The organism is Kribbella sp. NPDC004875, assembly GCF_042873375.1.
In the GTDB taxonomy this organism is placed as follows: Bacteria; Actinomycetota; Actinomycetes; order Propionibacteriales; family Kribbellaceae; genus Kribbella.
Genome location: NZ_JBIALI010000001.1, coordinates 455,681 through 481,820, shown reverse-complemented (window position 1 = coordinate 481,820; position 26,140 = coordinate 455,681). Strand labels below are relative to the sequence as shown.

Below are 26,140 nucleotides of genomic sequence, written 5' to 3'. Positions count from 1 at the left end.
CGTTGTCGCAGGACGAGAGTAGGGAGCACAGTGGCAGGGGCAGCAGGGACGAAGACAGCGGCCGGGACCCGCCTGGTGATCGTCGAGTCGCCGAAGAAGGCGCGGATGATCGCCGGCTTCCTCGGGTCCGGGTACGTGGTGGAGTCCAGCTTCGGCCACATCCGCGACCTGCCGAGCGGGGCGGACGAGATCCCCGCCAAGTACAAAGGCCTCCCGTGGGCCCGGCTCGGCGTGAACGTCGAGGACCACTTCGATCCGCTGTACGTCGTCCCCGCCGACAAGAAGGCGCAGATCCGCAAGCTCAAGGACCTGCTCAAGGGCGCCGACGAACTCTTCCTCGCGACCGATGAGGACCGCGAGGGCGAGGCGATCGCCTGGCACCTGCTCGAGGAGCTGAAGCCGAAGGTCCCGGTCCGCCGGATGGTCTTCCACGAGATCACCCCGAAGGCGATCCAGGACGCGGTCGGCAACGCCCGGGACATCGACGAGGCGCTCGTCGACGCCCAGGAGGCGCGCCGGATCCTCGACCGGCTGTACGGGTACGAGGTGTCCCCGGTGCTCTGGAAGAAGGTCATGCCGAGGCTCTCGGCGGGCCGGGTCCAGTCGGTCGCGATCCGGATGGTGGTCGACCGCGAGCGCGAGCGGATCGCGTTCCGCAGCGCGTCGTACTGGGATCTCGACGCCACGCTCGACGCCGGCGAGAGCCGGTCGCCGCGGCAGTTCGGTTCCCGCCTGGTCTCGGTGGACAGCAAGCGGGTGGCGCAGGGCCGCGACTTCAGCTCGACGGGTGAGCTCAAGGGCGCCAACACGGTGCACCTGAACGAGGCCACCGCGACCGCGCTGGCCGGCGCGCTGCGGGACTCGCAGTTCACCGTCCGGTCGATCGAGTCCAAGCCGTACACGCGCAAGCCGTACGCACCGTTCCGGACGACGACGCTGCAGCAGGAGGCCGGCCGCAAGCTCGGCATGTCCGCCTCGCAGACGATGCAGGTCGCCCAGCGGCTGTACGAGAACGGCAACATCACCTATATGCGTACCGACAGCGTGACGCTGTCGGACACCGCGATCACCGCCGCCCGGGCCCAGGTGCGGGAGCTGTACGGCGCGTCGTACCTGCCGGACAAGCCGCGCGTCTACACCTCGAAGGTGAAGAACGCGCAGGAGGCGCACGAGGCGATCCGGCCGGCCGGTGAGAGCTTCCAGACTCCGGCGCAGACCGGTCTGAGCGGCGCCGAGTTCCGGCTCTACGAGCTGATCTGGATGCGCACGATCGCGTCCCAGATGAAGGACGCCTCCGGGAACAGCGTGTCGATCAAGATCGACGCGACCGCCGCCACCGGCGAGCAGTGCGAGTTCACCTCGTCCGGCCGGGTGATCACCTTCCACGGCTTCCTCAAGGCGTACGTCGAGGGCGCGGACGACCCGTCCGCGGGGACGGACGACCAGGAGACCCGGCTGCCCGACGTGGCCGAGGGCGACGTACTGCCGGCCATCGAGGTGCTGGCGTCGGGACACGAGACGAAACCGCCGGCGCGCTACACCGAAGCGACGCTGATCCGGGAGCTGGAAGAGCGGGAGATCGGGCGGCCGTCGACGTACGCGTCGATCATCGGCACGATCCAGGCCCGCAAGTACATCTACAAGAAGGGCCAGGCGCTGGTTCCGGCCTGGCTGGCGTTCGCGGTGGTCCGGCTGCTCGAGGAGCACTTCACCCGGCTGGTGGACTACGCGTTCACGGCCACCATGGAGGACGTGCTCGACGAGGTCGCGGCCGGCGACCTGCAGCGCGAAGGCGTGCTGTCCCGGTTCTACTTCGGTGACGACGACCTCGAGGGTCTGCAGTCGATGGTCACCGACCTGGGCGACATCGACGCCCGGGAGATGTCCACGTTCCCGGTCGGCGGGGACGACAGCGGGATCGTCGTCCGCGTCGGACGCTACGGGCCGTACGTCGAGGACAAGGACGAGCGCCGCGCGAACGTCCCCGAGGACCTGCCGCCGGACGAGCTGACCGTCGACAAGGCGAAAGAGCTGCTCGAGCAGCCGTCGGGTGTCGAGCACGACCTGGGGACCGCTCCGGACACCGGGCTGAAGGTGGTGGCGAAGGCCGGCCGCTTCGGGCCGTACGTCACCGAGGTGCTGCCGGAGGACGCGCCGAAGGGTGCGAAGCCGCGGACGGGGTCGCTGCTGAAGTCGATGGCGCTGGACAGCATCGGGCTCGACGACGCGATGAAGCTGCTGTCGCTGCCGCGGGTGGTCGGCAAGGACCCGGAGTCCGGTGAGGAGATCACCGCGCAGAACGGGCGCTACGGGCCGTACCTGAAGAAGGGCACGGACTCGCGGTCGCTGGCGACCGAGGAGCAGATGTTCGACATCACCCTCGACGAGGCGCTGAAGATCTACTCCGAGCCGAAGCAGCGCGGCCGGCGGGCCGCGGCGCCGCCGCTGAAGGAGCTGGGCGAGGACCCGGAGTCCAAGAAGCCGGTGGTGGTGAAGGAGGGCCGCTTCGGTCCGTACGTCACCGACGGGGAGACCAACGCGACGCTCCGCAAGGACGACTCGGTCGACACGATCTCGCTGCTGCGCGCGGCCGAGCTGCTCGCCGAGAAGCGCGCCCGCGGCCCGGTGAAGCGGACGGCGAAGAAGACCGCCGCCAAGAAGACCGCCGCCAAGAAGACGGCCACCAAGAAGACCGCGGCGGCGAAGAAGACGGCGGCTGCCAAGAAGACCACCGCCACCAAGAAGACCGCCGCCAAGAAGACGGCCGCCAAGAAGGCGACCGCCAAGAAGGCGCCCGCGAAGAAGAGCTGACCGCCTCGGCCGAGTCAGCCGGCGAAGCCGCGGACGATGAAATAGAGCACGAACGCGAAGAACGCGGCGAAGACGACCGCGACCGGCACCGCCACCCACAGTGGCGGCCGCCGGGCGCGGACGACCGCGCCGGTGCTCTGGCTGACGATTTCCTGGGCGACGACGCTGCCGCGGCGCCACTTCCCGTTGACGGTCACTTGTTCGCCGTCGACGACCTGACCCTCCAGGCTGGTCCCGCGCAGTTCGACGAGCACGGGCTGCAGCGCCGTACCGACGGCGTCCTGTTGTCCGAGCCGGAAGGTCAGGACCTGGATCGCGCCGTTGTCTCCGCGACCTTCGGAGCGGTACTGCACATTCCTGGCGACACCGCGGAGGTGCGCGGCGCCGCTGCGGGCGACTGCGTTCGGCTGGTCACTCATCGGCGTTTCCCCGGGTGTGAGTTGTGGTAACCGGAAAGTACATTGGGTTCGCCGCCCCAGCCGTGACGGCGGGTGGGACGAGACGTAATCGCAAGGGAGCGCACATGACGAGTCCGGTCGAGGTCAGTGCGCAGCGCCTGCGGGAGCGCGGTGAGCGGGTCACCCCTGCTCGGCTGGCGGTGGTCGAGGTGCTGGCGGGGACCGAGGAGCACCTGAGCGCCGAGCAGATCGGTGAGCGTGCCGAGCAGTTGCGGCCGGGGATCCACCGCGCGACGGTCTACCGGGCGCTCGACGCGCTCGGTGAGTTCGGGCTCGTGACCCACGTGCATCTCGGGCGCGCCGGGACGACGTACCACCTGGCCGGGGATCTGGCGCCGCGGCATCTGCACCTGCGCTGCTCCGAGTGCGGCACGGTGTACGACGCCCCGGGGGACATTCTCGAGTCCGCGCGGAAGAAGGTCGCCCGCGAGCTCGGGTTCCACCTCGCGCCCGAGCAGGTCGCGCTGGTCGGTATCTGCAAGGACTGCCAGCAGTAACCGGGTGGCCCGTCACGGTCACGACTGTCCATATCTGTTCATCGGTGTGGATTCGTGAACAGGTTGGCCTTAGGCTCAACTTCCGTGACTGACTACGTCGAGGACTTTGCCTCCGGGCTGAACGTGCTGCCGCCGCGCGCGTGGATGGATGACGACTCGGGCCGGGTGCCGCTGACCGGTGACTGGAGCTTCCGGCTGTCGCCGAGCGTCGCGGACGCGCCCGACGACCTGGTGGACCCGGACACCTCCGGCTGGGACACGATCGTGGTCCCGGGCCACTGGCAGCTGAGCGGGTACGGCGCCCCGGCGTACACGAACGTGGTCTACCCGTTCCCGCTCGAGCCGCCGTACGTGCCGACCGACAACCCGACCGGTGACTACGTGCGGACCGTGACTGTCCCGCAGGACTTCGCGGGCGCCCGGATCGTGCTCCGGTTCGAGGGTGTGGACTCGCGGTTCGCGGTGTACGTGAACGGCTCGGAGGTCGGCTGGTCGTCCGGCTCCCGGCTGGTCAGCGAGTTCGACGTCACCGACCTGGTTGCCCCGGGCAAGGAAGCGCGGATCGCGGTCCGCGTGCACCAGTGGTCGACGGGCAGCTACGTCGAGGACCAGGACATGTGGTGGCTGTCCGGGATCTTCCGCGAGGTGAACCTGCTCGCGCTCCGCCCGGACGCCCCGACCGACGTGTTCGTGAAGGCAGCCTGGGACCACGTCGACGGCGCCGGCACGCTGCTGGTCGAGTCCGATGTGCCGGGTACCGTCAGCATCGCCGAGCTCGGGCTGGAGCTGCCGACCGGCGAACACACCCGCGTCGAGGGCGTGCAGCCCTGGAGCGCCGAGGTGCCGCGGCTGTACGACGCCGTACTGCGGACCGCCGGTGGCGAGGTGCGGCTGCGGATCGGGTTCCGGACGGTCGCGATCGTCGACGGGATCTTCACGGTCAACGGCAACCGGGTGCTGTTCAACGGCGTGAACCGGCACGAGTTCCACCCGGACCGGGGCCGCTCGGTGACCGAGCAGGACATGCTGGACGACGTACTGATCATGAAGCGGGCCGGGATGAACGCGGTCCGGACCAGCCACTATCCGCCGCACCCGCACTTCCTGTCGCTGTGCGACGAGTACGGGCTGTACGTGATCGACGAGTGCGACCTGGAGTCGCACGGGTTCGGGTACGAGCCGCAGCCGCCGAAGCTGCCGAACCCGGTGATGGACGAGCGCTTCCGCGACGACCTGGTCGACCGGATGCGCCGGACCGTGCACCGCGACAAGAACCACCCGTCGATCGTGATCTGGTCGCTCGGCAACGAGTGCGGCATGGGCGACAACCTGAAGGCGATGTACGACCTGGTCAAGGAGCTCGACCCGTCGCGGCCGGTGCACTACGAGCGCGACACCGAGGCCGAGTTCGTCGACATCTACTCGCGGATGTACACCTCCCCGGAGGGCTGCGCGGAGATCGGCGCGGACTCCAGCCTGTACCGGAACCTGCCGTTCATCCTCTGCGAGTACGGGCACGCGATGGGCAACGGGCCGGGCGGGCTGCTCGACTACCGCGAGGTGTTCGAGAAGTACCCGCGCTGCCAGGGCGGCTTCATCTGGGAGTTCATCGACCACGGCCTGCGGACCACGATCGACGGCAAGGAGGTCTACGCGTACGGCGGTGACTTCGGCGAGTCGATTCACGACGGGAACTTCGTCTGCGACGGTCTGCTGTTCCCGGACCGGACACCGTCGCCCGGGATGCACGAGTACGTGAAGGTGATCGAGCCGCTCCGTATCGTTGCCGACGGCAATGGTGGGGTGACGGTCACGAACCGCTACGAGGTGCTGGACACCAGTCACCTCACGTTCACCGCGCGCGTCGAGGCCGAAGGTGAGGTCATCGGCAGCGGCACCCTTCCGGCGCTGGTGCTCGCGCCCGGCGAGACCGGTTCTCTCGAGCTGCCGCCGTCGATCGAGAAGCTGCGGGCGGACGGCCGGGCGGAAACCTGGCTGACGATCACCGCCGAGCTCACCGAGGCGACGCCGTGGGCCGAGGCCGGGCACCGGATTGCCTGGGGTCAGATCCGCCTGGACGAGCCGGTCGAGGCCGCGCCCGCGGTCAGCGGTTCGCCGGCCGAAGGTGCGGCGGGTGTCGCGGGCATCAACGTCGCGGGCCTGCGGAACGCTCGCCTCGACGTCTGGCGGGCGCCGATCGACAACGACGCGATTCCGGGCGTCGCGGCGGCCTGGCGCGAGGAGGGGCTGCACCGCGTGCAGCACCGGATCGTGTCCCAGGGCGAGAAGGACGGCGCGTGGGAGGTCGTCACCCGGACCGCGCCGCCGCAGCTGCAGTGGGGTCTGCGCAGCACGTGGCGCTGGACCGCTGTGGACAACGCGGTGGTGCTGGAGCTGAGCGTCGTACCGGAGGGGTTGTTCCCGGAGGTGCTGCCGCGATTGGGTATCACGTTCGAGCTGCCGAAGGTGCAGCACGTCGAGTGGTTCGGCACCGGCCCCAACGAGGCGTACGTCGACACTCGCGAGGCCGCCGCGGTCGGGAAGTACTCCGGCACGGTCGCCGAGCTGCAGACGCCGTACGTGCGTCCGCAGGAGAACGGTCAGCGCATCGACACTCGCTGGGCCACGCTGGACGGCCTGCGCATCGAGGCGGTCGACCAGCTCTTCGGCTTCACGGTCCGCGACTGGACCACGCACGACCTGGAGACCGCGAAGCACACCGCTGACCTGGTCGCGGGCGACACGACGTACGTCACCCTGGACCTCGGCCAGACCGGCGTCGGCACCGCAGCCTGCGGCCCAGCCCTCCCGGACCGCGACAAGCTGAAAACCCGCCCCACCACCCTCACTCTCCGCTTCACCCCCGCCTGACCAGGTCGCTGGGGAGGATTTCTGCCCGATTTGGGTAGGGAATCCTCCCCAAGCCTTGACTTGGCGAGAGGGACGGACGGAGCTAGTCAGCGCCTGGGGCGGCGGTCGGCAGACCTGCGTCGGCCGCTGCCGCGAGCAGACGCAGGTCGTAGGTGACGAGCGCTGTGAGTGGTACGCCTTCGAGGACGAGGGTCTGCGCGCTGGCGAGGTGGATGGCGTCGAGAGTCCGGAGCATCGGATCCGCGTAGGCGGCGGCCGTCGCGAGGACCGTGTCGTCGATCGGAACGCGGTTCAGCTTGGCGAGGATTGTTGGTGCGGCCACCAAACGGCCAGGATCAGCTCTCCGCAGCGCGCGGGGTACCTCGGTCGCCACCAAGGACGACGCGACCAGCGTCTTGTCCTGCTCGGCGGTCAGCCAGGCATGCAGCGCTTCGGTCTCCTTCTCCGGCCGGATCAGCTTCACGATCGCGGCGGAGTCCAGGTAGATCACAGCCGCTCGTCGCGTAGGTCGGACACGACGTCGGTGGAGTCGACCGTCAGATCGGCCGGCCCGGTCGGCAAGGCCAGAGGCGTCGGGTCGCTCGCCGGAATCAGCCGGCCCCGACGAGCCAGGTCGGCAAGGGTGTTCTCGGCCTCGTCGATCGGCACCAGGCGTGCCGCCGGGCGGCCGCTCACGGTGATTTCGAGCGATTCACCGTTGGCGACCCGCGCAAGCACGGCGCTGGTGTGCTGGTTGAGCTCGCGCACGGGAATGCTGTCCATGGCTCCAGTGTAGAACGCGGCGTTCTACATCTGCCAGTCAGATTGCGATGGCCGGCCGCGGGCGTACTCGGTCGGCTGGTGGGTGGTAGGCCGTCCACGCCTGTGCCAGGCGTTGGACGGCCTCGGTGAGATCATCCGGCCGGGCTCGGAAGTGGAAGCGGACGTAGGCGTCGCTGGCACCGGTGACATCGAGCCCGCCGCCTGGGAGGATCGCCAGGCCGTGTCTGAGCGTGGTCTGGGCGAAGGACGTGCCGTCGCCGTACGGCAGGCGGGCCCAGAGGCACTGGCCGCCTCTGACAGTCGGGACCTCCCAGGTTGGGAGAGCCTGCGTCAGCTGGGTGTGCAGGTGGTCGTGGCGGGCCTTGAGTGTGTTGTGCAGCTCGGGGCCGTCCAATAGCGGCAGCAGGTGGACGGCGGCCAGTTGAGTCGGGATGTTGCCGCCGAGGTCGTGCACTGCCCGCCGTCTGGCCACACGATTGATCAAAGGCGGCGTCGCGCGGATCCAGCCGATCCGGAGACCACCCCAGATGCTCTTGCTGAGCGAGCCGATCGAGATCACCGAATCGCCGTACGCCGCCATCGGTGCCGGCTGCGGTTCGCCTGGAAAGGCCAGGTCACCCGGTACTTCGTCCTCGATCACCGGCACGCCCGCGCTCGCCAACCGCTGCCGCGCCAGCCCGGACATCACCGAGCCAGTCGGGTTCTGGTACGTCGGGATCACGTACGCGACCGCAGGACGCCGCTCGCGGACCGCTGCCTCGAACCCGTCCAGCCCCACCGGCAGCCCTCGGAGCACCGCGCCCTGTTCCCGGAACGCCTCCAGCGCGCCCGGGTACGTCGGTGCCTCGACCAGCACCTGGTCTCCCGGTGAGACCAAGGCATGCGCCAGCAACGACAGCGCCTGTTGCCCGCCGTTCGTCACCAGAATCTGCTCCGGGCGCGTCGGCACTCCACGCGCGGCGTACCGGTCCGCCAGCGCCTGTCGCAGCGACGGATGGCCGTACGGGTAATAGCCGATGTCGTCGCTGACTCGACTCAGCTCTGGCGCGATCCGAACGAACGCCTCCGCCAACTGCGGCGGTGGATCGCCCGGCGCCGCACAGATTGCCAGTAGTACGTCGTCGTCCCGCGCCTCCAGTGAGTCCAGGAAGATCGGGTCGACCGGAGCCGGGTCCTCGACGTTGCGGGGTACGCCGGCCACTCGCGTCCCACTGCCCTGACGCCGGGTGATGCGCCCCTCGGCCCGCAGCAGGTCGTACGCCGCGACCACCGTCGTACGCCCGACTGCCAAGGCGCCGGCGAGCGCGCGGTCCGGTGGTAGGAGCACGCCGGGTGGGAGTTCTCCGTCGTCGATGAGGTGCCGGAGCCGGGCCGCGAGCAGCACGTAGAGCGGGCCGCGGCCGGACGACCAGCGGCCCAACCGGTCAACCACCTCGATTGGTCTCATCCGCGAACCAATTCTGCCGGATTGGCTCTGCAGCGGCCTGCGACGGCGCAGAACCATGGTGGGTATGCCGACCTTCCCGCGGAACCCGATCATGTCCCTGACCGCCGAGCAGCCCCGGCACGAGCTGGGTGAGAGCTATGGGCCCGACCTCCGGCTCGAGGACCTGCTGACCCCGGAGTTGGCCGAACTGGAGCTGGGCTACGGCACTGCGGCCGGCTCGCCGCAGTTGCGGAGCGCGATCGCCGCGCGGCACGGCGTACGGCCGGAGCAAGTCGTGGTGACGATCGGCGGGATGCACGGGATCTTCCTGCTCGGCTATCTGCTCGCGGAGCGCGGCGGTGAGGTTGTCACAACGGCTCCGCTGTTCCCGATGACGCGGACGGCGTACGAGTCGCTCGGCGCGGACGTCCGGGTCATCCCGGTGACGTTCGACGAGGGGTATCGGCTGACCGCTGACGCTGTACGCGCGCAACTGACGCCGGACACGAGGCTGGTCAGCCTGACGACGCCACAGAACCCGTCGGGGGTCGCCGTACCCCGGTCTGTTCTGCGGGAGATCGTCGACGCGATGGCTGCGGTGTGTCCGGATGCGTACCTGATGATCGACGAGACGTACCGCGTCGCGGCGTACGGGGACGACGCGGTCGCGGAGACGGCGGTCGACCTCGGTCCGCGGGTGGTGTCCGTCGCGTCGCTGTCGAAGTGCCATGGGGCGGCCGGGTTGCGGATCGGGTGGGTGATCAGCACGGACGCCGAGTTGGTGGATCAGCTCGTGACCGCGAAGTTCAACACGGTCGTCTCCGCGTCGCCGGTGACCGAGGCGCTCGCGGTCCGGGTGTTCGAGCGGGAGGACGAGATTCTCGCCGTACGCCGGGGCTGGCTCGCGGAGAACCTCGCGATCACCGCTGACTGGGTGCGTGCGAACAGCGACGTCGTGGAGTGGATCCGGCCCGACGCCGGCGCGCTCTGCGTGGTCCGCCTGAAGCCCTCGGTGGACCTGGAGCGTTTCCGCCGGGCGGCCGCGGCGGCGGGCCTCCGCTTGGCGGACGGCGACTGGTTCGGCGACGAGCCACGGGTGTTCCGGTTGGGCTTCGGCTTCCTCCCGGCGCCGGACGTGAAGGCTGCCCTGGATGCTGCCCTGGATGCACTGCGTGAGGCTGTCCATGCGGCCCACTAGTCTTGCGGTGTGCCGGAGGCTTATGACCCGCTGACTGATCCCGCACCGGCGCACGACGTGCGCGCGGTGTTGCGGATCCGGGCGTTCCGGCGGCTGTGGATCGGGTTCGGTCTGTCCAGTCTGGGCGACTGGATCGGGCTGCTGGCGCTGACCGCGATGGCGAAGTCGTTCGCCGGCGACAACTACCAGCTGGCGAACTTCGCCATCGGTGGCGTGCTGTTCCTGCGGGTGCTGCCCGCGTTGGTGATGGGTCCGGTGGCCGGCTGGGTCGCGGACCGGCTGGACCGGCGCTGGACGATGATCCTCGGGGACCTGATCCGGGCCGCGTTCTTCGTCACGATCCCGATCGTCGGCACCCTCACCTGGCTGTTGGTCGCGACCGTGCTGATCGAGATCGTCAGCCTGATCTGGGGCCCGGCGAAGGACGCCAGCGTGCCGAACCTGATTCCCCGGCACCGGCTCGAGGCAGCCAACCAGATCAGCCTGATCACGACGTACGGCACCGCGCTCCCGGCGGCGGTGATCTTCACCGCGATCACGCTGGTCACCCGCTGGGCCGGCGACTTCTCGATCGACCTGGCCGTCTACGTGAACGCCGCGACCTTCGTGGTCTCCGCGTTCGCGATCATGTCGGTCGCCGAGATCGGCCGCGCCGTCCACGACCACGAGGAACACCCGACGCTGTGGCGGACCATGGTCGAGGGCTGGTCCTACGTCACCGGTACGCCGGTGGTCCGCGGACTCGTGGTCGGCATCTCCGGCGCCTTCGCGGCCGGTGCCGTCGTGGTCGGCCTGGGCCGGACGTACGTCGAGGACCTCGGCGCGGGCGACCCGGGGTACGGCGTGCTGTTCGGTGCCGTGTTCGGCGGGCTCGCGCTCGGGATGGGGTTCGCGCCGCGGATCTTCTCCGGGTTGTCGCGGCGCCGGCTGTTCGCGGCCGGGCTGGTCGGGTCGGGGATCTGCCTGGCCGGGCTGGCGCTGATCCACCAGATCGAGATCGCCACGATGATCGCGATCCTGCTCGGGTTCTGTGCCGGCGGCTCGTGGGTGTCGGGGTACACGTTGCTAGGTCTCGAGGTGCCGGACGCGGTGCGCGGCCGGACGTTCGCGTTCGTGCAGTCCGCGGTCCGCACGGTGCTCGCGGTCACGCTGGCGATCGCGCCCTTCGCCGCGGGCGCGATCGGCCGCCACACGTGGACGGTCGGCGGCCACTCGGCGACGTACAACGGTGCCGCGATGACGATGCTCATCGCCGCGATCCTGGCCGGCGTGATCGGGTTGCTCGCGTGGCGGCAGATGGACGACCGGCCGGGGGTTCCGTTCTGGCGCGACGTACGCCGGAGCTTCGGCAAGACCCGTGGTGACTACCCGACGACCGGGTTGTTCATCGCGCTCGAGGGCGGCGAAGGGGCCGGCAAGTCGACACAGGCCGCGCTGCTCGTGGAGTGGCTGAAGGAGCAGGGCCAGCAGGTGCTGCTGACCCGCGAGCCCGGCGCCACCGACCTCGGCAAGACGCTGCGGCAGATTGTCCTCGACCCTGCGACGGGCGACATCTCGCACCGCGCCGAGGCGTTGCTGTACGCCGCCGACAAGGCCGAGCACGTCGACTCGGTGATCAAACCCGCGCTGAAGGCCGGCGCGGTGGTGATCACCGACCGGTACGTCGACTCCGCGCTGGCCTACCAGGGCTCGGGCCGGGACCTGGACCTGACCGATGTCGAGCGGGTGAACCGCTGGGCCACCGACGACCTCCGCCCGAACCTGACGATCCTGCTCGACCTGCCGCCGAAGAGCGGCCTCGGCCGGTTCTCCGAGCGGGACCGCATCGAGGCCCAGTCGGCCGAGTTCCACGAGCGGGTCCGGCACGCGTTCCTCGAACTCGCGGCGGCCGAGCCGCAGCACTACCTGATCCTGGACGCGTCGCTGGATCGCGAGGAGATCGCGCGACAGATCCGTGCCCGGCTCCAGCCGATGCTCCCCAAGGTGGGTCTATGAGTGTGTGGGACGACCTCGTCGGCCAGGAGCCCGCGGTCGCCGTACTGCGGAAAGCGGTCAGTGGCGCGGCGGGTGTGTTGCGCGGCGAGACCGGCGCGGCGGTCGCGGGGATGACACATGCGTGGCTGCTCACCGGGCCGCCCGGGTCCGGCCGCTCGAACGCGGGACGGGCGTTCGCGGCCGCCCTGCAGTGCCGCAACGACGGCTGCGGCGAGTGCAACGACTGCCGTACGGCGCTCAGCGGCGCGCACCCCGACGTGTCCCTGATCCGCACCGAGCTGCTCTCGATCCGGGTCAGTGAGGTGCGTGAACTCGTGCGCCGGGCCGCGATGAGCCCGACCCAGGGCCGCTGGCAGGTGATGGTCGTCGAGGACGCGGACCGGCTGACCGAGCAGGCCGCCGACGCGTTGCTGAAGAGCATCGAGGAGCCCGCGCCGCGGACGGTGTGGGTGCTGTGCGCGCCGACAGTCGAGGACGTCGTACCGACGATCCGGTCGCGGTGCCGCTTGCTGGTGCTGCGGACGCCGCCGGTCGCCGCGGTCGCGGAGATGCTGGCCACCAAGCTCGAGATCGATCAGGACCTGGCCTGGTTCGCGGCCCGGGCCGCGCAGGGCCACATCGGCCGGGCGCGGGCGCTCGCGCGGGACGAAGCGGTCCGGGCGCGGCGTACAAAGGTGCTCGAGGTCCCGTTCGCGTTGCGCGACCTCGGCGCCTGCCTGAAGGCGGCGCAGCAGCTGGTCGACGCGGCCAAGGAAGAGGCCAAGGCCAGCGCCGAGAAGGTGGACGAGAAGGAGCGGGCCGCGCTCGAGCAGGCGCTCGGCGTCGGCACGAAGGGCGCCAAGCCGCGTGAGGCGAACGCCGCGCTGAAGGAGCTTGAGGACCAGCAGAAGGCCCGCGCGAAGCGCTGGGAACGAGACGTGCTGGATCGTTCGCTGGTCGACCTGATGGCGCTGTACCGCGACGTCCTGGTGCTGCAGACCCGGTCCGGCAGCCAGCTGGTGAACGCCGAGCTGAGCCGCAACATCGAGCAGCTCGCGGCCCGGACCACCCCCGAGCAGTCGATCCGCCGGATCGATGCGATCGCGACGTGCCGCGAGGCGATCGAGGCGAACGTCGCACCGCTGGTCGCCCTGGAGGCGATGACCGTCTCGCTGTTCGAGGGGCGCAGCGAGGGGTTCACGATTCCCCGCCGCGTCCTGCGCTGAGCGCGGTCGCACCGGCTGAGGCATGTGTCACGTACGTCCGATAACTGGGCGGGTGCTGTAACACCAAGACCGGCGAGTCCGATGACTGGGTGTCGAGGCGAAGTGGACCGCTCGGCGTCACAGTGCCGAACGGACTCCGATGAACCAGTCGCCCTCCCCGATCCAGCCGGCACGGCAGCCATTGCCGTCGGCCGAGTCGTGGTTGGAGGGCGTTCCCACCCCTGCCCAGCAGCGGCAGGACGGGTACGCCGTCGCGGCGCTCGCGACCAGCCTGCCCGGTCTGGTGCCCATCGCCGTACCGCTCGCCGCGATCGCGCTGCGCCGGATCAAGCGCACCGGCGGGCGCGGGAAACGGCTCGCTCACGCTGCGTTGCTGCTCTCGCTGTGCTGGGTGATCGCGATCGGTGTCGCGGTCACGCTCAATCTGGTCGGGGAGCACCGGCGCGGGATCGGCCGGACGGTCTCGATCGCGCAGGTGGAGGTCGGGCGCTGCTTCGACGCGGACCTGGACGCCGCGGCACTCCGGCTGGTGCGGATCGCGGACTGCGCGGTGCCGCACACCGGCGAGGCGTACGCCAAGGTGCAGGCGAGCCTGGTCGGGCTGGCCGCCGCGCAGACCGGGACGGTGGCGACGCAGCAGTGCGCCGGGGCGTTCCGGGAGTTCGTGGGGGCGCCGTACGAACGGTCCGAGCTGGACATGTACTACGTGGTGCTGGAGGATCGCGCTGTTGCTGACGGCAACGTCTTGTGTCTGGTCGGGATGCCGGGGACCCGGCTGACCGGTACGATGCGCGGATCGCAGCGGTAAAGGTCCCCGGGGGAGCAGTGGGGTAGCGTGAGTCAACCACCGTACGGTTCGGATCCGGAGCGGCCGCAGGACCGGCCACACGATCCGACCCGACCGTTCCCGACGTACGGGCGTCCGGAGCAGCCGCACACCCAGCAGACGGGCTCGCAGGGGACGTCCTGGGCGGCACCGGGGCAGCCGTCACAGCCGCAGCCGCCGTACGGGCAGCAGCCGCAGTACGGGCCTGGGCAGCAGGCACCGTCCGGGCAGCCGGGCTACGGACAGCAGGGCTACGGACAGCCGGGCTATGGGCAGCCGGGGCAGGCGCCGTACGGGGCTGGGTATGGGCCGGGGCAGTATCCGGCGGCGTACGGGCAGGCGCCGGCGCCGTACGGGTATGGGTACGGCTACCCGGGTGGCTCCGGCACGAACGGGCTGGCGACGGCGGCGCTGGTGACCGGGCTCGGCGGGATCTTCATCGGCCTGTCGGCGCCGGTGGCGATCGGCCTCGGGATCGCGGCGCTGGTGCAGATCAACCGCCGCGGCCAGGCCGGCAAGGGGATGGCGATCGCCGGTCTGGTGATCGGTTCCCTGGTGACACTGGGATACGCGCTGCTGTTCGGTCTGGTGATCGCCTTCGGCTCGAGCAGCGACGACGACTACGGCTCGGGCGAACCGGTCTCGTCGTACTCCAGCGGTCCGACCACCCCGGTCGACAGCCTGGCGGTCGGCGAGTGCTTTGACGAAACCGGCCAGGATTCTGACGTGATCCGGCAACCCTGCACCGAGCCGCACGACGGCGAGATCATCTCCGACGTCACGCTCGCCGCCGGTGCCTGGCCTGGTACGAACGGCATCGACAAGGCCGCCGAGCAGGCCTGCAGCCCCACGTTCACCAGCTACGTCGGCAAGTCCGCGGCTGACTCCGAACTGGAGCTCTCCTACTGGACGCCGACGAAGAGCAGCTGGAACCAGGGCGACCGCCTGACGATCTGCGCCGCCTACGGGCCCGACGGCGACCAACTCACCAGCACGGTGAAGAACAGCCACCGCTAGGGCGGCCCGTTCTTCTGGGCCGGGGTCAGGCCGGGATACGGCCCGGTGCCCACAGGCTCTCGACGTCCTCTCCGGCGTTCTCCCGGCGCTGGAGGTCGGCGAGGAACTCGACGAAGTCGTGCCGTGGACGCCAACCGAGCAGGTCCGCCGCCTCGCTGAGGTCGTGCTGTTCGACGCTGTCCGGCAGCGCGAGCCCGTGCCGCTGGATCAGTTCCGCCGCACCCGGCAGCCGCGACTCGGCCCACGCCGTACCGCGGTTGGCGAAGTCGGCCCGGATCTCCTCGGGCATCCCGTGATCGCTGTGCACGATCGTGCGGAACAGCTCGAAGCGCTTCGCGAGCGCCGCCTCGGTCGCGGCGGCCGTCGAGGTCGCGATGTCGCGGACGTCGACACCGTTCCGCAGCAGTCGCTCGCCCCAGCGCAGGTACGGCTCCGGGACGAAACCGTGGTACCGCAGAAGGGCGACCGAGGCGTCGCTGACCTCCTGGTACATCCGCCACAGGTCCTCGCCGAGCACCTTGGTGACGCTGTAGACGCTGCCCCAGCCGTACGCCATCGAGGACGCGAAGACCACGCTCTGGATGCCGGCCGCGCGGCACGCCTGGACGACGTTGAAGGTGCCGTCGACGTTGACCGCGAAGATCGTCTCGTCGCTGACCCCTGGGCGATGCGCGTTGTGCCACGCCGCGAGGTGCACGACCGCGTCACAACCCCGCACAGCGTCGAGTACGTCGGTCGGCGTCCGCGTGTCGCAGCGCACGAACTCACCGATCGCGGCGTCGGCAGGATCCGGCGACGGCGCGACATCCGCCCGCCGTACCTGATGCCCCGCCTTGGCCAGGACCCGGGAAACCTCCCGCCCGGCAACCCCCGACGCACCGGTCACCAGCACTGCACTCATCCGTTTCCTCCACACCGAGACCGAACGGGACTTCCCGACATCGCCAGCTCATGCGTACCCAGCTGCGACCCGACCTATACCTGCTACGGCAGGTGGACGAAGCCGATGTAGTCCGCGCCGGCCGGGCCGGGACGCGAAGTTCCGTCGCGGGTCCAGCCGTGTCGCTCGTAGAACCGGATGGCGCGAGAGTTCCGCTCCCAGACGTCGACCTCGCCCACCGCGTCGGCTTGGCGTGCGATGGAGACGAACCGTGCCATCAGGGCGCTACCGACGCCGCCCGACCACTGGCCCGGCTCGACGAAGATCCCGACGAGCCGGACGCGCGTCTCGTGCGGTGCATTGGTCGGGAACACTCCGTTGGCATCGAGCGTGATCACACCGACGATGTCGTCACCCAGGACCGCGACCAGGACGGCCAGCCGAGCATCCGCCACCATGGCGCGCCACGTCTCCCGGTACTTCTCGTCGGGAGTCGCCGCCACCTCGTGGCCGCCGGCGCCGTAGTAAGCAGCCCGCGACCGAGCATGCAGCTCCGCAAGCGCAGCACTGTCCCCCGGCGCCGCGTCCCGAATCCGCACCCTCTGCGTCGCCTCTGCCATGAGGCAGGAGCCTACGACCCCACTTTCTCGTCCGCTCCGGCTGCCGAGGGCGCGTGTGGGCGGGAGGCACGCCTGGGAGGGGTGGTGCCAGTACTCTGGCGCCGTGGGCATGGTGATGGCGGTGTCGTTCGAGCGGTACGGGCGGCTTTACTACCTCGACCCGGGTGAGGTTCGGCCCCGGGTGGGGGACAAGGTGCTGGTGCCCACCGATGACGGGCCCGAGGTGGCGGAGTGCGTGTGGGCGCCGCAGTACGTCACCGAGGAGATCGGCGGGCTGCCGACGTGCGCGGGGATCGCGACGCCGGCGGACCTGGATCGGGACGAGCAGAACCGGCAGCGGCGGGCCGACGCGCGGGTGATCGCGAAGCGCACGATCCGCCGGCACGACCTGCCGATGAAGGTGGTCGGGATCGACTTCGTCGACCGCCGGCCGGACGTGGATCAGTTGGTGATCGTGTACTTCTCCGCCCCGCACCGGGTGGACTTCCGTGAGCTGGTGCGGGATCTCGCCCGTGCGCTCCGGGCCCGGATCGAGCTCCGCCAGGTGGGCGCGCGGGACGAGGCGCGGTTACAGGGTGGCATCGGGCCGTGCGGCCGGGACCTGTGCTGTGCGACGTTTCTGAAGGACTTCGAGCCGGTCAGCGTGCGGATGGCGAAGGACCAGGACCTGCCACTGAACCCGCTGAAGATCTCCGGCGCGTGCGGCCGGCTGATGTGCTGCCTGAAGTACGAGCACCCGCTGTACCAGGAGTTCACCGCGAAGGCTCCGGCGACCGGGACCGCGGTGGAGACCCCCGCGGGTGATGGAGTGGTGGTCGGGCACAACGTTCCGAGCGACACCGTGGTCGTCCGGTTGGCGGCCTCCGGGCGCCGGTGTGCGTGCAGCCGAGCGGACGTGTGCTCGCCGCGGCAGCAGTACGAGGCGTCCAGTACGACGACCTCGGACGCGCCACCGGTCGAGCCAACACCACCCGCCGAGCCAGCAGCACCGGTCGAGCCAGCAGCACCGGTTCAGGACGCCGTACCGGACGAGCAGCCGGCTGAGCCGGTGGCCGAGACGCGCGAGGAGCGGCGGGCCCGGAAACCACGCCGGCGCCGCCGCCTGCACCACGACGACGAGGGAGAAAGCACGCAGTGAGATTCCGCAGGTCGACCGTACTGGTGGCAACTCTTGCGGTGCTGGCGAGCGGCTGTGGGGTGGCCGGCCGTGCCCAGGACGCAGGAGACGGTACGGCGGCCGGCGTCGGGACCAATCCGCCCAGCGGGCCGGTGGGGCCGATCCCGGCGGGGCTGGAGAAGTTCTACCAGCAGCAGCCGGACTGGGAGCGCTGCGGCTCCAACCAGCAGTGCGCGACCATCGAGGTCCCGCTGGACTACACCAAGCCGACCGGGCAAACGATTGAGCTCAGGGCGCGGAAGGTGCTCGCGCGAGACCGCGGCGGCCGGATCGGCACTCTGTTCATCAACCCGGGTGGCCCCGGCGCCTCCGGGCAGGACTTCGCGCAACAGGCGCCGATGCTGTTCGGTTCGGCGCTGCTGCGGAAGTTCGACATCATCGGCTGGGACCCGCGCGGCGTCGGTGAGTCCACTCCGGTGAAGTGTCTGGACACCGCTCAGCTCGACGCGATGATCGCCGCGGACGGCAGCCCGGACGACGCCGCCGAGATCAGCGACCTGGACAAGCAGTCGAAGACGCTGGCGGCCGGCTGCCAGCAGCGCTCCGGACAGCTGCTCCCGCACGTGTCCACGAAGGACGCGGCCCGCGACATCGACGTACTGCGCGGCATCGTCGGCGACCCACAGCTGTACTACCTGGGCATGTCGTACGGCACGTTCCTCGGCGCGACGTACGCCGAGCTGTTCCCGAAGAACGTCGGACGGATGGTCCTGGACGGCGCCGTCGACCCGTCGATCACGTCCGAGCAGATGGCGATCGCGCAGGCGAAGGGCTTCGACAAGGCGCTGGACGCGTTCGCGGAGGACTGCGCGCAGCGGTCCTGCAAGCTCGGGAGCAGCAAGAACGAGGTGCTGGGCAAGATCGACCAGCTGATCAAGGACAGCGACGCGAACCCGCTGCCCGGGAACGGGAACCGCAAGGTCACGCAGGCGCTGGTGATCCTCGGCCTGATCTACCCGCTGTACCTGAAGGACTTCTGGCCGCGGCTCGAGGACGCCGTCGCCGACGGGTTGGCCGGCAACGGCGCCCGGCTGCTCGCGCTGGCCGACGAGTACACCGACCGCCAGCCGACCGGGTACGCCGACAACTCGAACGAGGTCCAGATCGCGGTCAACTGTCTCGACCACCCGGACTTCACATCGATCGCGCAGATCGAGTCGAAGGTCGGGGAGTACAAGGCGGCGTCACCGCGGTTCGGCGAGTTCCTGGCCTGGTCGTCGGTGTCGTGCGTGAACTGGCCGGTGAAGCCGGTCGACAAGCCGCACAAGATCAAGGCGGCCGGCGCGAAGCCGATCATGGTCGTCGGTACGACGCGCGACCCGGCGACGCCGTACGAGTGGGCGGTCGGATTGGCGCACCAGCTGGAAAGCGGTGTCCTGGTCAGCCGCGACGGCGACGGGCACACGGCGTACCTGTCCGGCAACGCCTGCGTGAAGAACGTCGTCGAGAGCTACCTGGTGCAGGGCAACACGCCCGCAGCCGACATCAAGTGTTAGCTAGTTGGGCCGGTTGTCGCCCGGCGCGACCGGGAGCTTGATGGTGTCGGTTGCGTGTTGCAGGATCGCGCGCAGGCCCGCTTCGTCCTGCGGGCGGCCGCCGACGGTGATCTCGACCGCTGAGGACTTGCCACCGTCGAGCGAGATCCAGCGCGAGAGACCCATCCGCGGGCCGCGAGTCCGGTCCGTGTAGGTGTAGATCAGCGTGCCGCCGTCCCGGCTGAGCACCTTCAGGTCGTGCTCGTCGATGCTGCGCTCGCGGTTCGCGACCAGTTCGTCCGGGGTCTGCTTGCTGCCGCGGGTGTCGAACCGGATCTGCCAGACGCCGGTCGGGTCCAGGAACTTCGGCCGGGTGCCCGCCTGGGCGCTCTTCCAGCCGGTCGGCACCTCGGCGGAGACCGGGTCGTTGCTGGAGCCGAAGTTCTGGACGACGTACTGGAGCGAGTCGGCCTGGAGCCCGTCGGTCCGGGTCGGGGTACCGCTCGGGGGATGACTGTTCACGATCCCGCTCGGCGTGTCGTGTGCCGTGAACGGGTTCCCGCCGTTGATGACGAGCACCGCGCCGAACACGGCCACACCGACGGTCATTCCCGCCAGTGTCATCAGCAGCGCCTGGTGCCTGGGCGTGAGCATCCCGACCTCGCTTCCCTCTCTCCCGCCCGATTATCGCCGACGAGAGGGGCGTCTCCGCAAACCGCCGCGTACGCTGACACGTCGTGAAGATGTCCGACCCCGCCCTCCAGCAGGCCTTGCGGCGTTACGACGACGGTACGGCGGAACGCGCGGACCTGAAGCTGCTCACCAAGGAGTTGCTGAAGCTCCTGGTCGCGAAAGCACCAGGTCACGCGGTGGAGGTCCGAGTCCCGCCGTACGGCGCCGTGCAATGCATCGAGGGCCCGCGCCATACCCGGGGAACCCCCGGCGCGGTGATCGAGATGCCCCCCGAACTGTGGATCGACGTCGCGCTCGGCCGGATCACCTGGGCCGACGCCCGGGTGAGCGGGAAACTCCGCGCCAGCGGCGAACGCACCGACCTGACCGCCCTGCTTCCGCTGGCCTGAGCCGGCAGCATCCGCCTGGCTGACCTCGCGCATCGGTCAGCCAGGCGGATGGATCAGTGGGCCGAGGTGGACCAGATCGCGGTGCGGCCGTAGACGATCACGAGGCGGCCGTCGTTGTTCATCTGCAGGACGGAGCCCCGCCGGGTGGTCTTGCTGGACCAGAGAGCGCGCTTGGCGGCGCTGTACACGACGAGGTTGCCGTCCTGCTGCATGACGGCGTACGCGCCCTTGCTGACCGTCTTGGTGGACCACACCGGGGTCTTGCCGTTCTTCACCATCACGAGGTTGCCGTCGGTCTGCATCTGCAGGCGGAAGACGCGGTTCGGCGAGAACAGCATGTCGTAGGGGTGCAACAGCCTGCCGGAACCGAGCGTGCCGATCACCATGTGCCGGTACCACACGGCCTTGTTCCGGGTGTTGTAGATGACCAGGTTGGAGTCGCTCTGCACCGCGAGGTACGCGCCGGTGCTACCGCCGGTGTTGCTCGCCCAGACCGGCGTCCGGCCGGAGATGACGACGAGGTTGCCGTCGCGCTGCATGATCAGCGTCGAGGACTTGCGGTTCGTCATGCTCGCCCACAGCGCGGTGCGGCCCTTGTAGAGGACCGCGTTGCCGTCGGTCTGCATGATCAGCGTGTAGACGCCGTTGGGTGAGCGCCGGTACTGGCCCGGCTTCAGGTATTCGCCCGACTTGAGCACGGACGAGACGGCGGTCGTGCTGGTGGACGCCGTACCGCCGGCGTGGGCCACGGAGGGAACGAGCAAGGTCGCACCGGCCGCCAGCGTGGCGAGCAGCCGGATGCCGGCCGACTTGATCGGGATCATGCGGTTCGTCTTCTTCCTCTGCAAGGGAGCCGGCCCGGCGATCCGGGTCGGTGGGATCGGCGCCCAGGGCAACCAATCGGGCCCACGCTAGAGCCGCCCGAGGTCCTCGGCGGGACCATTCGATGCAGGTGGAAACCACGCCTCGAAATCAGGGTCGTCGTGGTCGGTCGGACCTGTCACCATGGTGCGGTGGCAACCCCTTTCCGCGCGCGGCTGGCCCGTCTGCGCGTCGATCTGACCCCCTGGCGCGGCTCCCGTGACTTCCGCATCCTGCTGGTCGCCGGGTCGGTGTTCTTCCTCGGCGGCATGGTCGGGTACGTCGCTCTGCCGTACCAGCTGTACCAACTGACCGGATCGAACTTCGCGGTCGGCGCGATGGGCCTGGTGACGATCGTGCCCCTGGTCGTCTTCGGCCTGTACGGCGGTGCGCTGGCCGACCATGTGGAGCGCCGGAAGCTGCTCGTCGGCACCGGTCTGGCGCAGATCGTGATCTCCGCACTGATGGTCGCCAACACGCTGCTCCCGAACCCGCAGGTCTGGCTGATCTACGTCTGCGGCGCGCTGAACGCGGTTGCCTCCTCGCTGCAGCGGCCGAGCCGCGAGGCGCTGCTGCCCCGCGTGGTCAAGCACCAGGAAATCCCCGCCGCGGTCGCGCTGAGCTCGCTGACCTCTCAGGTCGGCCAGCTCGCCGGCCCGGCCCTCGGTGGTGTCCTGGTCGGTTCTGTCGGCGTGACCTGGGCGTTCTCGGTGGAGCTGGTCGGGATCGTCTTCGCGACGCTGCTCTACTCCCGCCTCGGGTCGTACCGGGCCGGCGACGGCGCCACCGCACCGAGCCTGCGCGCGATCGGCGGCGGGATCGGCTACGCGTTCCGCCGCAAGGACCTGCTGGCGACGTACCTCGTCGACATGGTCGGGATGTTCCTCGCGATGCCGATCGTGCTGTTCCCGGCGTTCGCGACCGACATCCTGAAGGAACCGAAGCTGCTCGGCCTGCTGTACAGCGCCGAGGCGATCGGGGCGATGTGCGCGAGCCTGACCAGCGGCTGGGCGAAACACGTCCACCACCAGGGCCGGGCGGTGGTGCTGGCCACGATCGGCTGGGGCGCCGCGGTCGGGATCGCCGGTCTGGCGCCGAACATCTGGGTCGCGATCGGGTTCTTCGCGCTGGCCGGCGCCGCCGACATGGTCTCGGTGTTGTTCCGGTCGGTGATCTGGAACCAGACGATCCCGGACGAGATGCGCGGCCGGCTGGCGGGGATCGAGATGCTCGGGTACTCGCTCGGCCCGCTCGGCGGTCAGGCCCGCTCCGGCCTGGTCGCCGACCTGACCGGCGTCCGGACCGCGATCGTCAGCGGCGGTGTGATGTGCGTGGCCGGCGTGATCGCGACCGCGGTCTGGCTGCGGGAGTTCTGGCGGTACGACGCCCGTACCGACGAACACGCCGTCCGGGAAAGGGAGCTCCGGACCGCCGGTTAGAGTTCCAGGCATCATGCGTACCTTGATCGCTGCCGGACTGGCCGCCGTACTGCTGGCGAGCTGTAGCGGTCCCGGGCAGGAGAACGCGCCCAGCGCCCCGCCGCTGGTGCCGATGAGCTCGGCGGACACCCCGTCGGAGACACCCTCCGAAACGCCGGCGCCCAGCCCGTCCGCGGCGCCTGCGGAGACGGTGTGCCAACGGATGGACCAGACGCTGGTCCGGACCACTCTCGCCGTCCCGGCGGTGGACATCCAGACCAAGACACCGCCGACGGACTTCGGCCCTCCGACGTACGACGTCTGTCAGCTGACGCTGAGCAACGTCCCCAATGGTCCGGTGCTGAGCGTCGAGACCTCGGTTCTCCCGGCGACCGCGGTGACGCTGGCCGCGACCCGGAAGGCGTACAAGGGCGAGCCGGCACAGACGGCGGTGGTCGGCGAAGGCGGATACGGGGCGAGCACCTTCGTGGTGTTCCTGCAAGGCGGCAAGCTGTACAAGGTCGCCGGCCCCAAGGCCACGCTCGCGAAGTACGTCGTCCTCGCGCAGGAGGTCGCCCGCCAGGCCGAAGGTGTTCCGACCGCGGACCCGGTGATCACGCGCCCGGAGTGCGACCGTGGGACGTCCGCGGCCGAGAAGGTCCTGGGCGCGCGGCCGACGGCCCGCCGCGACAGCGAGACGGCGCCCGGCGACCCGGTCTGCGCCTGGGTGACCGCGGCAAGCGTCCTGACCACCTCGGTACGGCGTACCCCGCAGGCGAAGGCGTTGATGGCGCCGATCGCCAAGGCCCCGACCTCGCAGTCGATCCCGTTCGGCGACGAGGGGTACGTCGATACCGTGACCGGCCGGACCACGATCCGCGTCGGCGACGACGAGCTCGTCGACTTCGTCCCGCTCCCGGCGCGCGCGATCGACCCGGATGTGATGACCCAGCTGGCGCTCAAGATGGCCTCGGTGTACATCCACTGACACCGCTATCTGCGACCCGGTCGCGGGTGATATGGTGCCGGCGCCGTGTCACGCCCGAGGTGGTCGCCGACGTGTTCGGGCTGGAGTGTTCGGTGATCCCGGACCCGTTGACCGGTGCGCCGTTGGTGCCGCCGCGGCCTCGCCGATCGTCCTGATCGCGTCCGTGATCTCGGTGGGCGTGCGGGCCGCGTAGCCGAGGACGAGGCCGGGCGCGTGCGGCAGTTGGCAGTGCCAGGACAGCGGATGGGTCTTGACGCCGCGGTCGAGCGCGGCCGCGGCCAGCTCGACGTCGTCGAACACATCGTCGAACGCGGCGTCGAAGGTGATCGTCAGGTGCAGGCCCGCTGCGGCACCGTGAATTGTTGCGGTGGGCAAATATTTCTGGACGGCGGCGACCATCGCGTCCCGGCGGGCCCGATGCCGGCGGCGGAGGAACCGGAGGTGCCGCTCGAGCTCACCGGACTCCATCAGGTGCGCCAGGGTGAGCTGCGGGAGCGCCGCGTTGCCGAGGTCGGCGAGGCGCTTGCGGCCGATCAGTTCGTCCTTGTACTGCGGCGGCGCAAGCATCCAGCCGATCCGCAGTGCGGGCGCGAGGAGCTTCGAGACGCTGCCGGCGTAGATCACCTGGTCGGGCAGCATCGCGCGCAGCGCCGGCACCGGCGGGCGGTCGTAGCGGTGCTCGGCGTCGTAGTCGTCCTCCAGGATCAGCCCGCCGTCCGCGGCCCACTGGATCAAGTCCCGGCGGCGTTCCCCGTCGAGTACGACGCCGGTCGGGAAGTGGTGCGCGGGCGTCACCATCACCACGCTCGCGCCGGACTTCCGCAGTACGTCGACAGCAAGGCCGCGGTCGTCGACCGGGACAGGCGGGGTCCGCATCCCCCAGCTCCGCAGGTGCTGGCGGGAGCCGAGCGAGCCGGGGTCCTCGACCGCGACCTCGTGGACGCCGCGCTCGGCGAGCAGTTGCGCGACCAGCCCGATCGCCTGCGCCACGCCGGCCACCACGATCAGGTCGTCGGGGTCCGCCGCGATCCCGCGGTACTGCGCCAGCCACGCCGCGACCGCCCGACGGAGGGCCGGCGTTCCCGCGGGGTCGCCGTACCCGAACTCCGCGGCCTCGAGATTGCCGAGCACCGCTCGCTCCGCGCGTATCCACGCGGCGCGCGGGAACGCCGCGAGGTCCGGGACGCCCGGCGTCAGATCGATCCGGGACCCGACGCCGCGCAACGTGTCGAACGCGTCCAGCCCGGGCTGACGCAGGACGGTCGATCGGCGTACCGCCGGTTCCATCGGTGCGGGCGCCGTACCGATCGGGGCCGCGACGACGACGGTGCCCGCGCGGCCGCGGCCGGCGATCTGGCCGTCCTCGGTGAGGCGCTGGTAGGACTCGGTGACCACGCCCCGGGAGATGCCGAGGTCGGCCGCGAGGGTGCGGGTCGCCGGGAGCCGCGTGCCGACCGGGAGGTGGCCGGTCGAGATCGCGGTGCGGAGCCGGTCGGTGAGCCAGTCGGCGAGTCCGCCGGGGGCTGCCTCGGCCGGGTCCAACTGGAGGAAGTCCGCACCTTTGGACCGGCCACTTACCGTCGGATTGGACCTGTTCACTGGACCATTGTGGCGCGACCGTGGAGTGATGGGAACTGACTACGTCCACGGCTACACCCCGGCGGAGACCCGCCGGCTCTCCGAGCAGGCCGGCACGCTGGCCGACCTGCTGCACGGCGGCACCACCTACCCGCCCGGCAGTCGCGTGCTGGAGGCCGGCTGTGGCGTGGGCGCGCAGACCGTCCAACTCGTCACCCGCAGCCCTGGCATCGAACTGGTGTCGGTCGACATCTCCGAGGACTCGCTCACCCAGGCGAAGGCCCGCGTCGCGAGCCTGGCTCCGGAAGCGACCGTCGACTTCCGGCACGCCGACTTACACGACCTCTCGGGTGAGACGTTCGACCACGTCTTCGTCTGCTTCGTCCTCGAGCACCTCCCGAACCCGCACGACGCGCTCATCCGGCTCCGCAGTCTCCTCAACCCCGGTGGCACGATCACCGTCGTGGAAGGCGATCACGGGTCCGCGATCTACCACCCGCGCAGCGAGCGCGCCCAGGCGGTCATCGACTGCCTCGTCGACCTCCAGGCCGAACCCGGTGGTGACGCACTGATCGGCCGTCGCCTGCAGCCCCTTCTCGAGCAGGCCGGGTACGACGACGTACACGTGAGTCCTCGCACCGTGTACGCCGACCAGACGGTTCCGGAGCTCGTCGACGGCTTCACGCGGAAGACGTTCATCGCGATGGTCGAGTCGGTCCGCGAGCGCGCGATCGCGGCCGGGATGCGAACCGAAGCCGAGTGGAACGCGGGCATCCGGGACCTCGAGCAGACCGCGTTGCCCGGCGGCACCCTCCACTACGCGTTCTTCAAGGGAGTGGGCCGGACATGATCGGGTTCCTCGTCCTGATCGCCGCCGTCTGCTGGGCGCTCGGCCGCAATCGCCGCCGGCAGATCCGGTGCGTCACGCACGGCATCCCGGATCGCGATCTCGAGCGGTTGGTGGCTGATCTCCGTTCACTCGGCTGACCAGTTCA

General features: G+C 70.1%; 24 protein-coding genes. 15 read left to right on the top strand and 9 right to left on the bottom strand.

All coding sequences use genetic code 11. The features are described 5' to 3' along the window. Positions 1-30: 30 nt before the first annotated feature. Complete coding sequence (gene topA, locus ACFYRH_RS02310; protein WP_387766770.1) at positions 31-2,811, top strand: type I DNA topoisomerase; 2,781 nt, start codon at positions 31-33, stop codon at positions 2,809-2,811. 14 nt (positions 2,812-2,825) lie between these two features. On the opposite strand, the gene ACFYRH_RS02305 is transcribed toward topA, so the two are convergent. Then, positions 2,826-3,230 (bottom strand): hypothetical protein, encoded by a 405-nt coding sequence (locus ACFYRH_RS02305; RefSeq protein WP_387766768.1) that lies wholly within the window; start codon positions 3,228-3,230, stop codon positions 2,826-2,828. Between the two features lie 104 nt (positions 3,231-3,334). On the opposite strand from ACFYRH_RS02305, the gene ACFYRH_RS02300 reads away from it, so the two are divergent. Beyond that, positions 3,335-3,766, top strand: coding sequence for a Fur family transcriptional regulator (locus ACFYRH_RS02300; protein WP_387766765.1), 432 nt, complete (start codon positions 3,335-3,337; stop codon positions 3,764-3,766). A gap of 84 nt (positions 3,767-3,850) precedes the next feature. Continuing rightward, on the top strand, positions 3,851-6,637 hold the full coding sequence (locus tag ACFYRH_RS02295; protein WP_387766762.1) for a glycoside hydrolase family 2 TIM barrel-domain containing protein: 2,787 nt from the start codon (positions 3,851-3,853) through the stop codon (positions 6,635-6,637). A gap of 82 nt (positions 6,638-6,719) precedes the next feature. Here the strand turns inward: ACFYRH_RS02295 and ACFYRH_RS02290 are convergent, their stop codons facing one another. Genes ACFYRH_RS02290 through ACFYRH_RS02280 form a run of 3 tightly spaced genes read right to left on the bottom strand, consistent with a single transcriptional unit; the run spans position 6,720 to position 8,846 of the window. Then, positions 6,720-7,127, bottom strand: a complete 408-nt coding sequence (locus ACFYRH_RS02290) for a type II toxin-antitoxin system VapC family toxin (protein WP_387766759.1) — start codon at positions 7,125-7,127, stop codon at positions 6,720-6,722. Further along, a complete protein-coding gene (locus ACFYRH_RS02285) occupies positions 7,124-7,399 on the bottom strand; it encodes a type II toxin-antitoxin system Phd/YefM family antitoxin (RefSeq protein ID WP_387766756.1) in 276 nt (91 codons plus the stop codon). Before ACFYRH_RS02285 ends, ACFYRH_RS02290 begins: the two co-directional genes overlap by 4 nt. Positions 7,400-7,436: 37 nt before the next feature. Next, a complete protein-coding gene (locus ACFYRH_RS02280; protein ID WP_387766753.1) occupies positions 7,437-8,846 on the bottom strand; it encodes a PLP-dependent aminotransferase family protein in 1,410 nt (469 codons plus the stop codon). Between the two features lie 64 nt (positions 8,847-8,910). On the opposite strand from ACFYRH_RS02280, the gene ACFYRH_RS02275 reads away from it, so the two are divergent. The 5 genes from ACFYRH_RS02275 to ACFYRH_RS02255 all read left to right on the top strand — a co-directional run bounded on the left by ACFYRH_RS02275 (position 8,911) and on the right by ACFYRH_RS02255 (position 15,066). Continuing rightward, positions 8,911-10,023, top strand: a complete 1,113-nt coding sequence (locus tag ACFYRH_RS02275) for a pyridoxal phosphate-dependent aminotransferase (protein WP_387766750.1) — start codon at positions 8,911-8,913, stop codon at positions 10,021-10,023. 9 nt (positions 10,024-10,032) lie between these two features. Next, positions 10,033-12,018, top strand: coding sequence for a dTMP kinase (gene tmk / locus ACFYRH_RS02270; RefSeq protein ID WP_387766747.1), 1,986 nt, complete (start codon positions 10,033-10,035; stop codon positions 12,016-12,018). Next, positions 12,015-13,223, top strand: a complete 1,209-nt coding sequence (locus ACFYRH_RS02265) for a DNA polymerase III subunit delta' (RefSeq protein ID WP_387766745.1) — start codon at positions 12,015-12,017, stop codon at positions 13,221-13,223. The genes tmk and ACFYRH_RS02265 overlap by 4 nt, the downstream gene beginning before the upstream one ends. 139 nt (positions 13,224-13,362) lie before the next feature. After that, positions 13,363-14,031 (top strand): DUF4190 domain-containing protein, encoded by a 669-nt coding sequence (locus tag ACFYRH_RS02260; protein WP_387766742.1) that lies wholly within the window; start codon positions 13,363-13,365, stop codon positions 14,029-14,031. A gap of 27 nt (positions 14,032-14,058) precedes the next feature. After that, positions 14,059-15,066: a DUF4190 domain-containing protein gene (locus ACFYRH_RS02255; protein WP_387766739.1), complete on the top strand. Its 1,008-nt coding sequence runs from the start codon at positions 14,059-14,061 to the stop codon at positions 15,064-15,066. 25 nt (positions 15,067-15,091) lie between these two features. On the opposite strand, the gene ACFYRH_RS02250 is transcribed toward ACFYRH_RS02255, so the two are convergent. Both ACFYRH_RS02250 and ACFYRH_RS02245 read right to left on the bottom strand, forming a co-directional pair. Continuing rightward, positions 15,092-15,967 carry an NAD-dependent epimerase/dehydratase family protein gene (locus ACFYRH_RS02250; RefSeq protein WP_387766736.1) on the bottom strand — a complete coding sequence of 292 codons (876 nt, stop codon included), beginning with the start codon at positions 15,965-15,967 and terminating at the stop codon, positions 15,092-15,094. Between the two features lie 83 nt (positions 15,968-16,050). Then, a complete protein-coding gene (locus ACFYRH_RS02245) occupies positions 16,051-16,566 on the bottom strand; it encodes a GNAT family N-acetyltransferase (protein ID WP_387766733.1) in 516 nt (171 codons plus the stop codon). Positions 16,567-16,675: 109 nt separating this feature from the next. Here ACFYRH_RS02245 and ACFYRH_RS02240 point away from each other — a divergent pair, with 109 nt between their 5' ends. Together ACFYRH_RS02240 and ACFYRH_RS02235 are read left to right on the top strand one after the other, a co-directional pair. Then, positions 16,676-17,704, top strand: a complete 1,029-nt coding sequence (locus ACFYRH_RS02240; RefSeq protein WP_387771677.1) for a stage 0 sporulation family protein — start codon at positions 16,676-16,678, stop codon at positions 17,702-17,704. Beyond that, on the top strand, positions 17,701-19,239 hold the full coding sequence (locus ACFYRH_RS02235) for an alpha/beta hydrolase (RefSeq protein ID WP_387766731.1): 1,539 nt from the start codon (positions 17,701-17,703) through the stop codon (positions 19,237-19,239). Before ACFYRH_RS02240 ends, ACFYRH_RS02235 begins: the two co-directional genes overlap by 4 nt. Here ACFYRH_RS02235 and ACFYRH_RS02230 read toward each other — a convergent pair whose 3' ends face one another. Further along, positions 19,240-19,872 (bottom strand): hypothetical protein, encoded by a 633-nt coding sequence (locus ACFYRH_RS02230; protein ID WP_387766729.1) that lies wholly within the window; start codon positions 19,870-19,872, stop codon positions 19,240-19,242. It lies immediately after the preceding gene. Between the two features lie 89 nt (positions 19,873-19,961). Between ACFYRH_RS02230 and ACFYRH_RS02225 the strand changes: the two genes are divergently transcribed. Continuing rightward, positions 19,962-20,300, top strand: a complete 339-nt coding sequence (locus tag ACFYRH_RS02225) for a sterol carrier family protein (protein ID WP_387771674.1) — start codon at positions 19,962-19,964, stop codon at positions 20,298-20,300. 53 nt (positions 20,301-20,353) lie between these two features. Here the strand turns inward: ACFYRH_RS02225 and ACFYRH_RS02220 are convergent, their stop codons facing one another. Next, positions 20,354-21,124 (bottom strand): hypothetical protein, encoded by a 771-nt coding sequence (locus ACFYRH_RS02220; RefSeq protein WP_387766723.1) that lies wholly within the window; start codon positions 21,122-21,124, stop codon positions 20,354-20,356. A gap of 189 nt (positions 21,125-21,313) precedes the next feature. Between ACFYRH_RS02220 and ACFYRH_RS02215 the strand changes: the two genes are divergently transcribed. Further along, entirely contained in the window at positions 21,314-22,600 is a 1,287-nt protein-coding gene (locus tag ACFYRH_RS02215) for an MFS transporter (RefSeq protein WP_387766720.1), read from the top strand. A gap of 13 nt (positions 22,601-22,613) precedes the next feature. After that, the gene (locus tag ACFYRH_RS02210) at positions 22,614-23,567 is read left to right on the top strand and encodes a hypothetical protein (protein WP_387766717.1); all 954 of its coding nucleotides are present in this window, start codon (positions 22,614-22,616) and stop codon (positions 23,565-23,567) included. A gap of 48 nt (positions 23,568-23,615) precedes the next feature. On the opposite strand, the gene ACFYRH_RS02205 is transcribed toward ACFYRH_RS02210, so the two are convergent. Beyond that, positions 23,616-25,166, bottom strand: coding sequence for a PLP-dependent aminotransferase family protein (locus ACFYRH_RS02205; protein ID WP_387766714.1), 1,551 nt, complete (start codon positions 25,164-25,166; stop codon positions 23,616-23,618). 28 nt (positions 25,167-25,194) lie between these two features. Here ACFYRH_RS02205 and ACFYRH_RS02200 point away from each other — a divergent pair, with 28 nt between their 5' ends. Continuing rightward, complete coding sequence (locus ACFYRH_RS02200) at positions 25,195-25,995, top strand: methyltransferase (RefSeq protein WP_387766711.1); 801 nt, start codon at positions 25,195-25,197, stop codon at positions 25,993-25,995. Further along, positions 25,992-26,132 carry a hypothetical protein gene (locus tag ACFYRH_RS02195; RefSeq protein ID WP_387766709.1) on the top strand — a complete coding sequence of 47 codons (141 nt, stop codon included), beginning with the start codon at positions 25,992-25,994 and terminating at the stop codon, positions 26,130-26,132. Before ACFYRH_RS02200 ends, ACFYRH_RS02195 begins: the two co-directional genes overlap by 4 nt. Positions 26,133-26,140: the final 8 nt, after the last annotated feature.

What these genes read in the sequence shown, in the direction of transcription:
- ACFYRH_RS02305 (WP_387766768.1), bottom strand. Translation starts at nt 3,230, where the DNA reads ATGAGTGACCAGCCGAACGCAGTCGCCCGCAGCGGCGCCGCGCACCTC.
- ACFYRH_RS02300 (WP_387766765.1), top strand. Translation starts at nt 3,335, where the DNA reads ATGACGAGTCCGGTCGAGGTCAGTGCGCAGCGCCTGCGGGAGCGCGGT.
- ACFYRH_RS02285 (WP_387766756.1), bottom strand. Translation starts at nt 7,399, where the DNA reads ATGGACAGCATTCCCGTGCGCGAGCTCAACCAGCACACCAGCGCCGTG.
- ACFYRH_RS02280 (WP_387766753.1), bottom strand. Translation starts at nt 8,846, where the DNA reads ATGAGACCAATCGAGGTGGTTGACCGGTTGGGCCGCTGGTCGTCCGGC.
- ACFYRH_RS02275 (WP_387766750.1), top strand. Translation starts at nt 8,911, where the DNA reads ATGCCGACCTTCCCGCGGAACCCGATCATGTCCCTGACCGCCGAGCAG.
- ACFYRH_RS02265 (WP_387766745.1), top strand. Translation starts at nt 12,015, where the DNA reads ATGAGTGTGTGGGACGACCTCGTCGGCCAGGAGCCCGCGGTCGCCGTA.
- ACFYRH_RS02260 (WP_387766742.1), top strand. Translation starts at nt 13,363, where the DNA reads ATGAACCAGTCGCCCTCCCCGATCCAGCCGGCACGGCAGCCATTGCCG.
- ACFYRH_RS02250 (WP_387766736.1), bottom strand. Translation starts at nt 15,967, where the DNA reads ATGAGTGCAGTGCTGGTGACCGGTGCGTCGGGGGTTGCCGGGCGGGAG.
- ACFYRH_RS02245 (WP_387766733.1), bottom strand. Translation starts at nt 16,566, where the DNA reads ATGGCAGAGGCGACGCAGAGGGTGCGGATTCGGGACGCGGCGCCGGGG.
- ACFYRH_RS02240 (WP_387771677.1), top strand. Translation starts at nt 16,676, where the DNA reads ATGGTGATGGCGGTGTCGTTCGAGCGGTACGGGCGGCTTTACTACCTC.
- ACFYRH_RS02230 (WP_387766729.1), bottom strand. Translation starts at nt 19,872, where the DNA reads ATGCTCACGCCCAGGCACCAGGCGCTGCTGATGACACTGGCGGGAATG.
- ACFYRH_RS02225 (WP_387771674.1), top strand. Translation starts at nt 19,962, where the DNA reads ATGTCCGACCCCGCCCTCCAGCAGGCCTTGCGGCGTTACGACGACGGT.
- ACFYRH_RS02220 (WP_387766723.1), bottom strand. Translation starts at nt 21,124, where the DNA reads ATGATCCCGATCAAGTCGGCCGGCATCCGGCTGCTCGCCACGCTGGCG.
- ACFYRH_RS02210 (WP_387766717.1), top strand. Translation starts at nt 22,614, where the DNA reads ATGCGTACCTTGATCGCTGCCGGACTGGCCGCCGTACTGCTGGCGAGC.
- ACFYRH_RS02200 (WP_387766711.1), top strand. Translation starts at nt 25,195, where the DNA reads ATGGGAACTGACTACGTCCACGGCTACACCCCGGCGGAGACCCGCCGG.
- ACFYRH_RS02195 (WP_387766709.1), top strand. Translation starts at nt 25,992, where the DNA reads ATGATCGGGTTCCTCGTCCTGATCGCCGCCGTCTGCTGGGCGCTCGGC.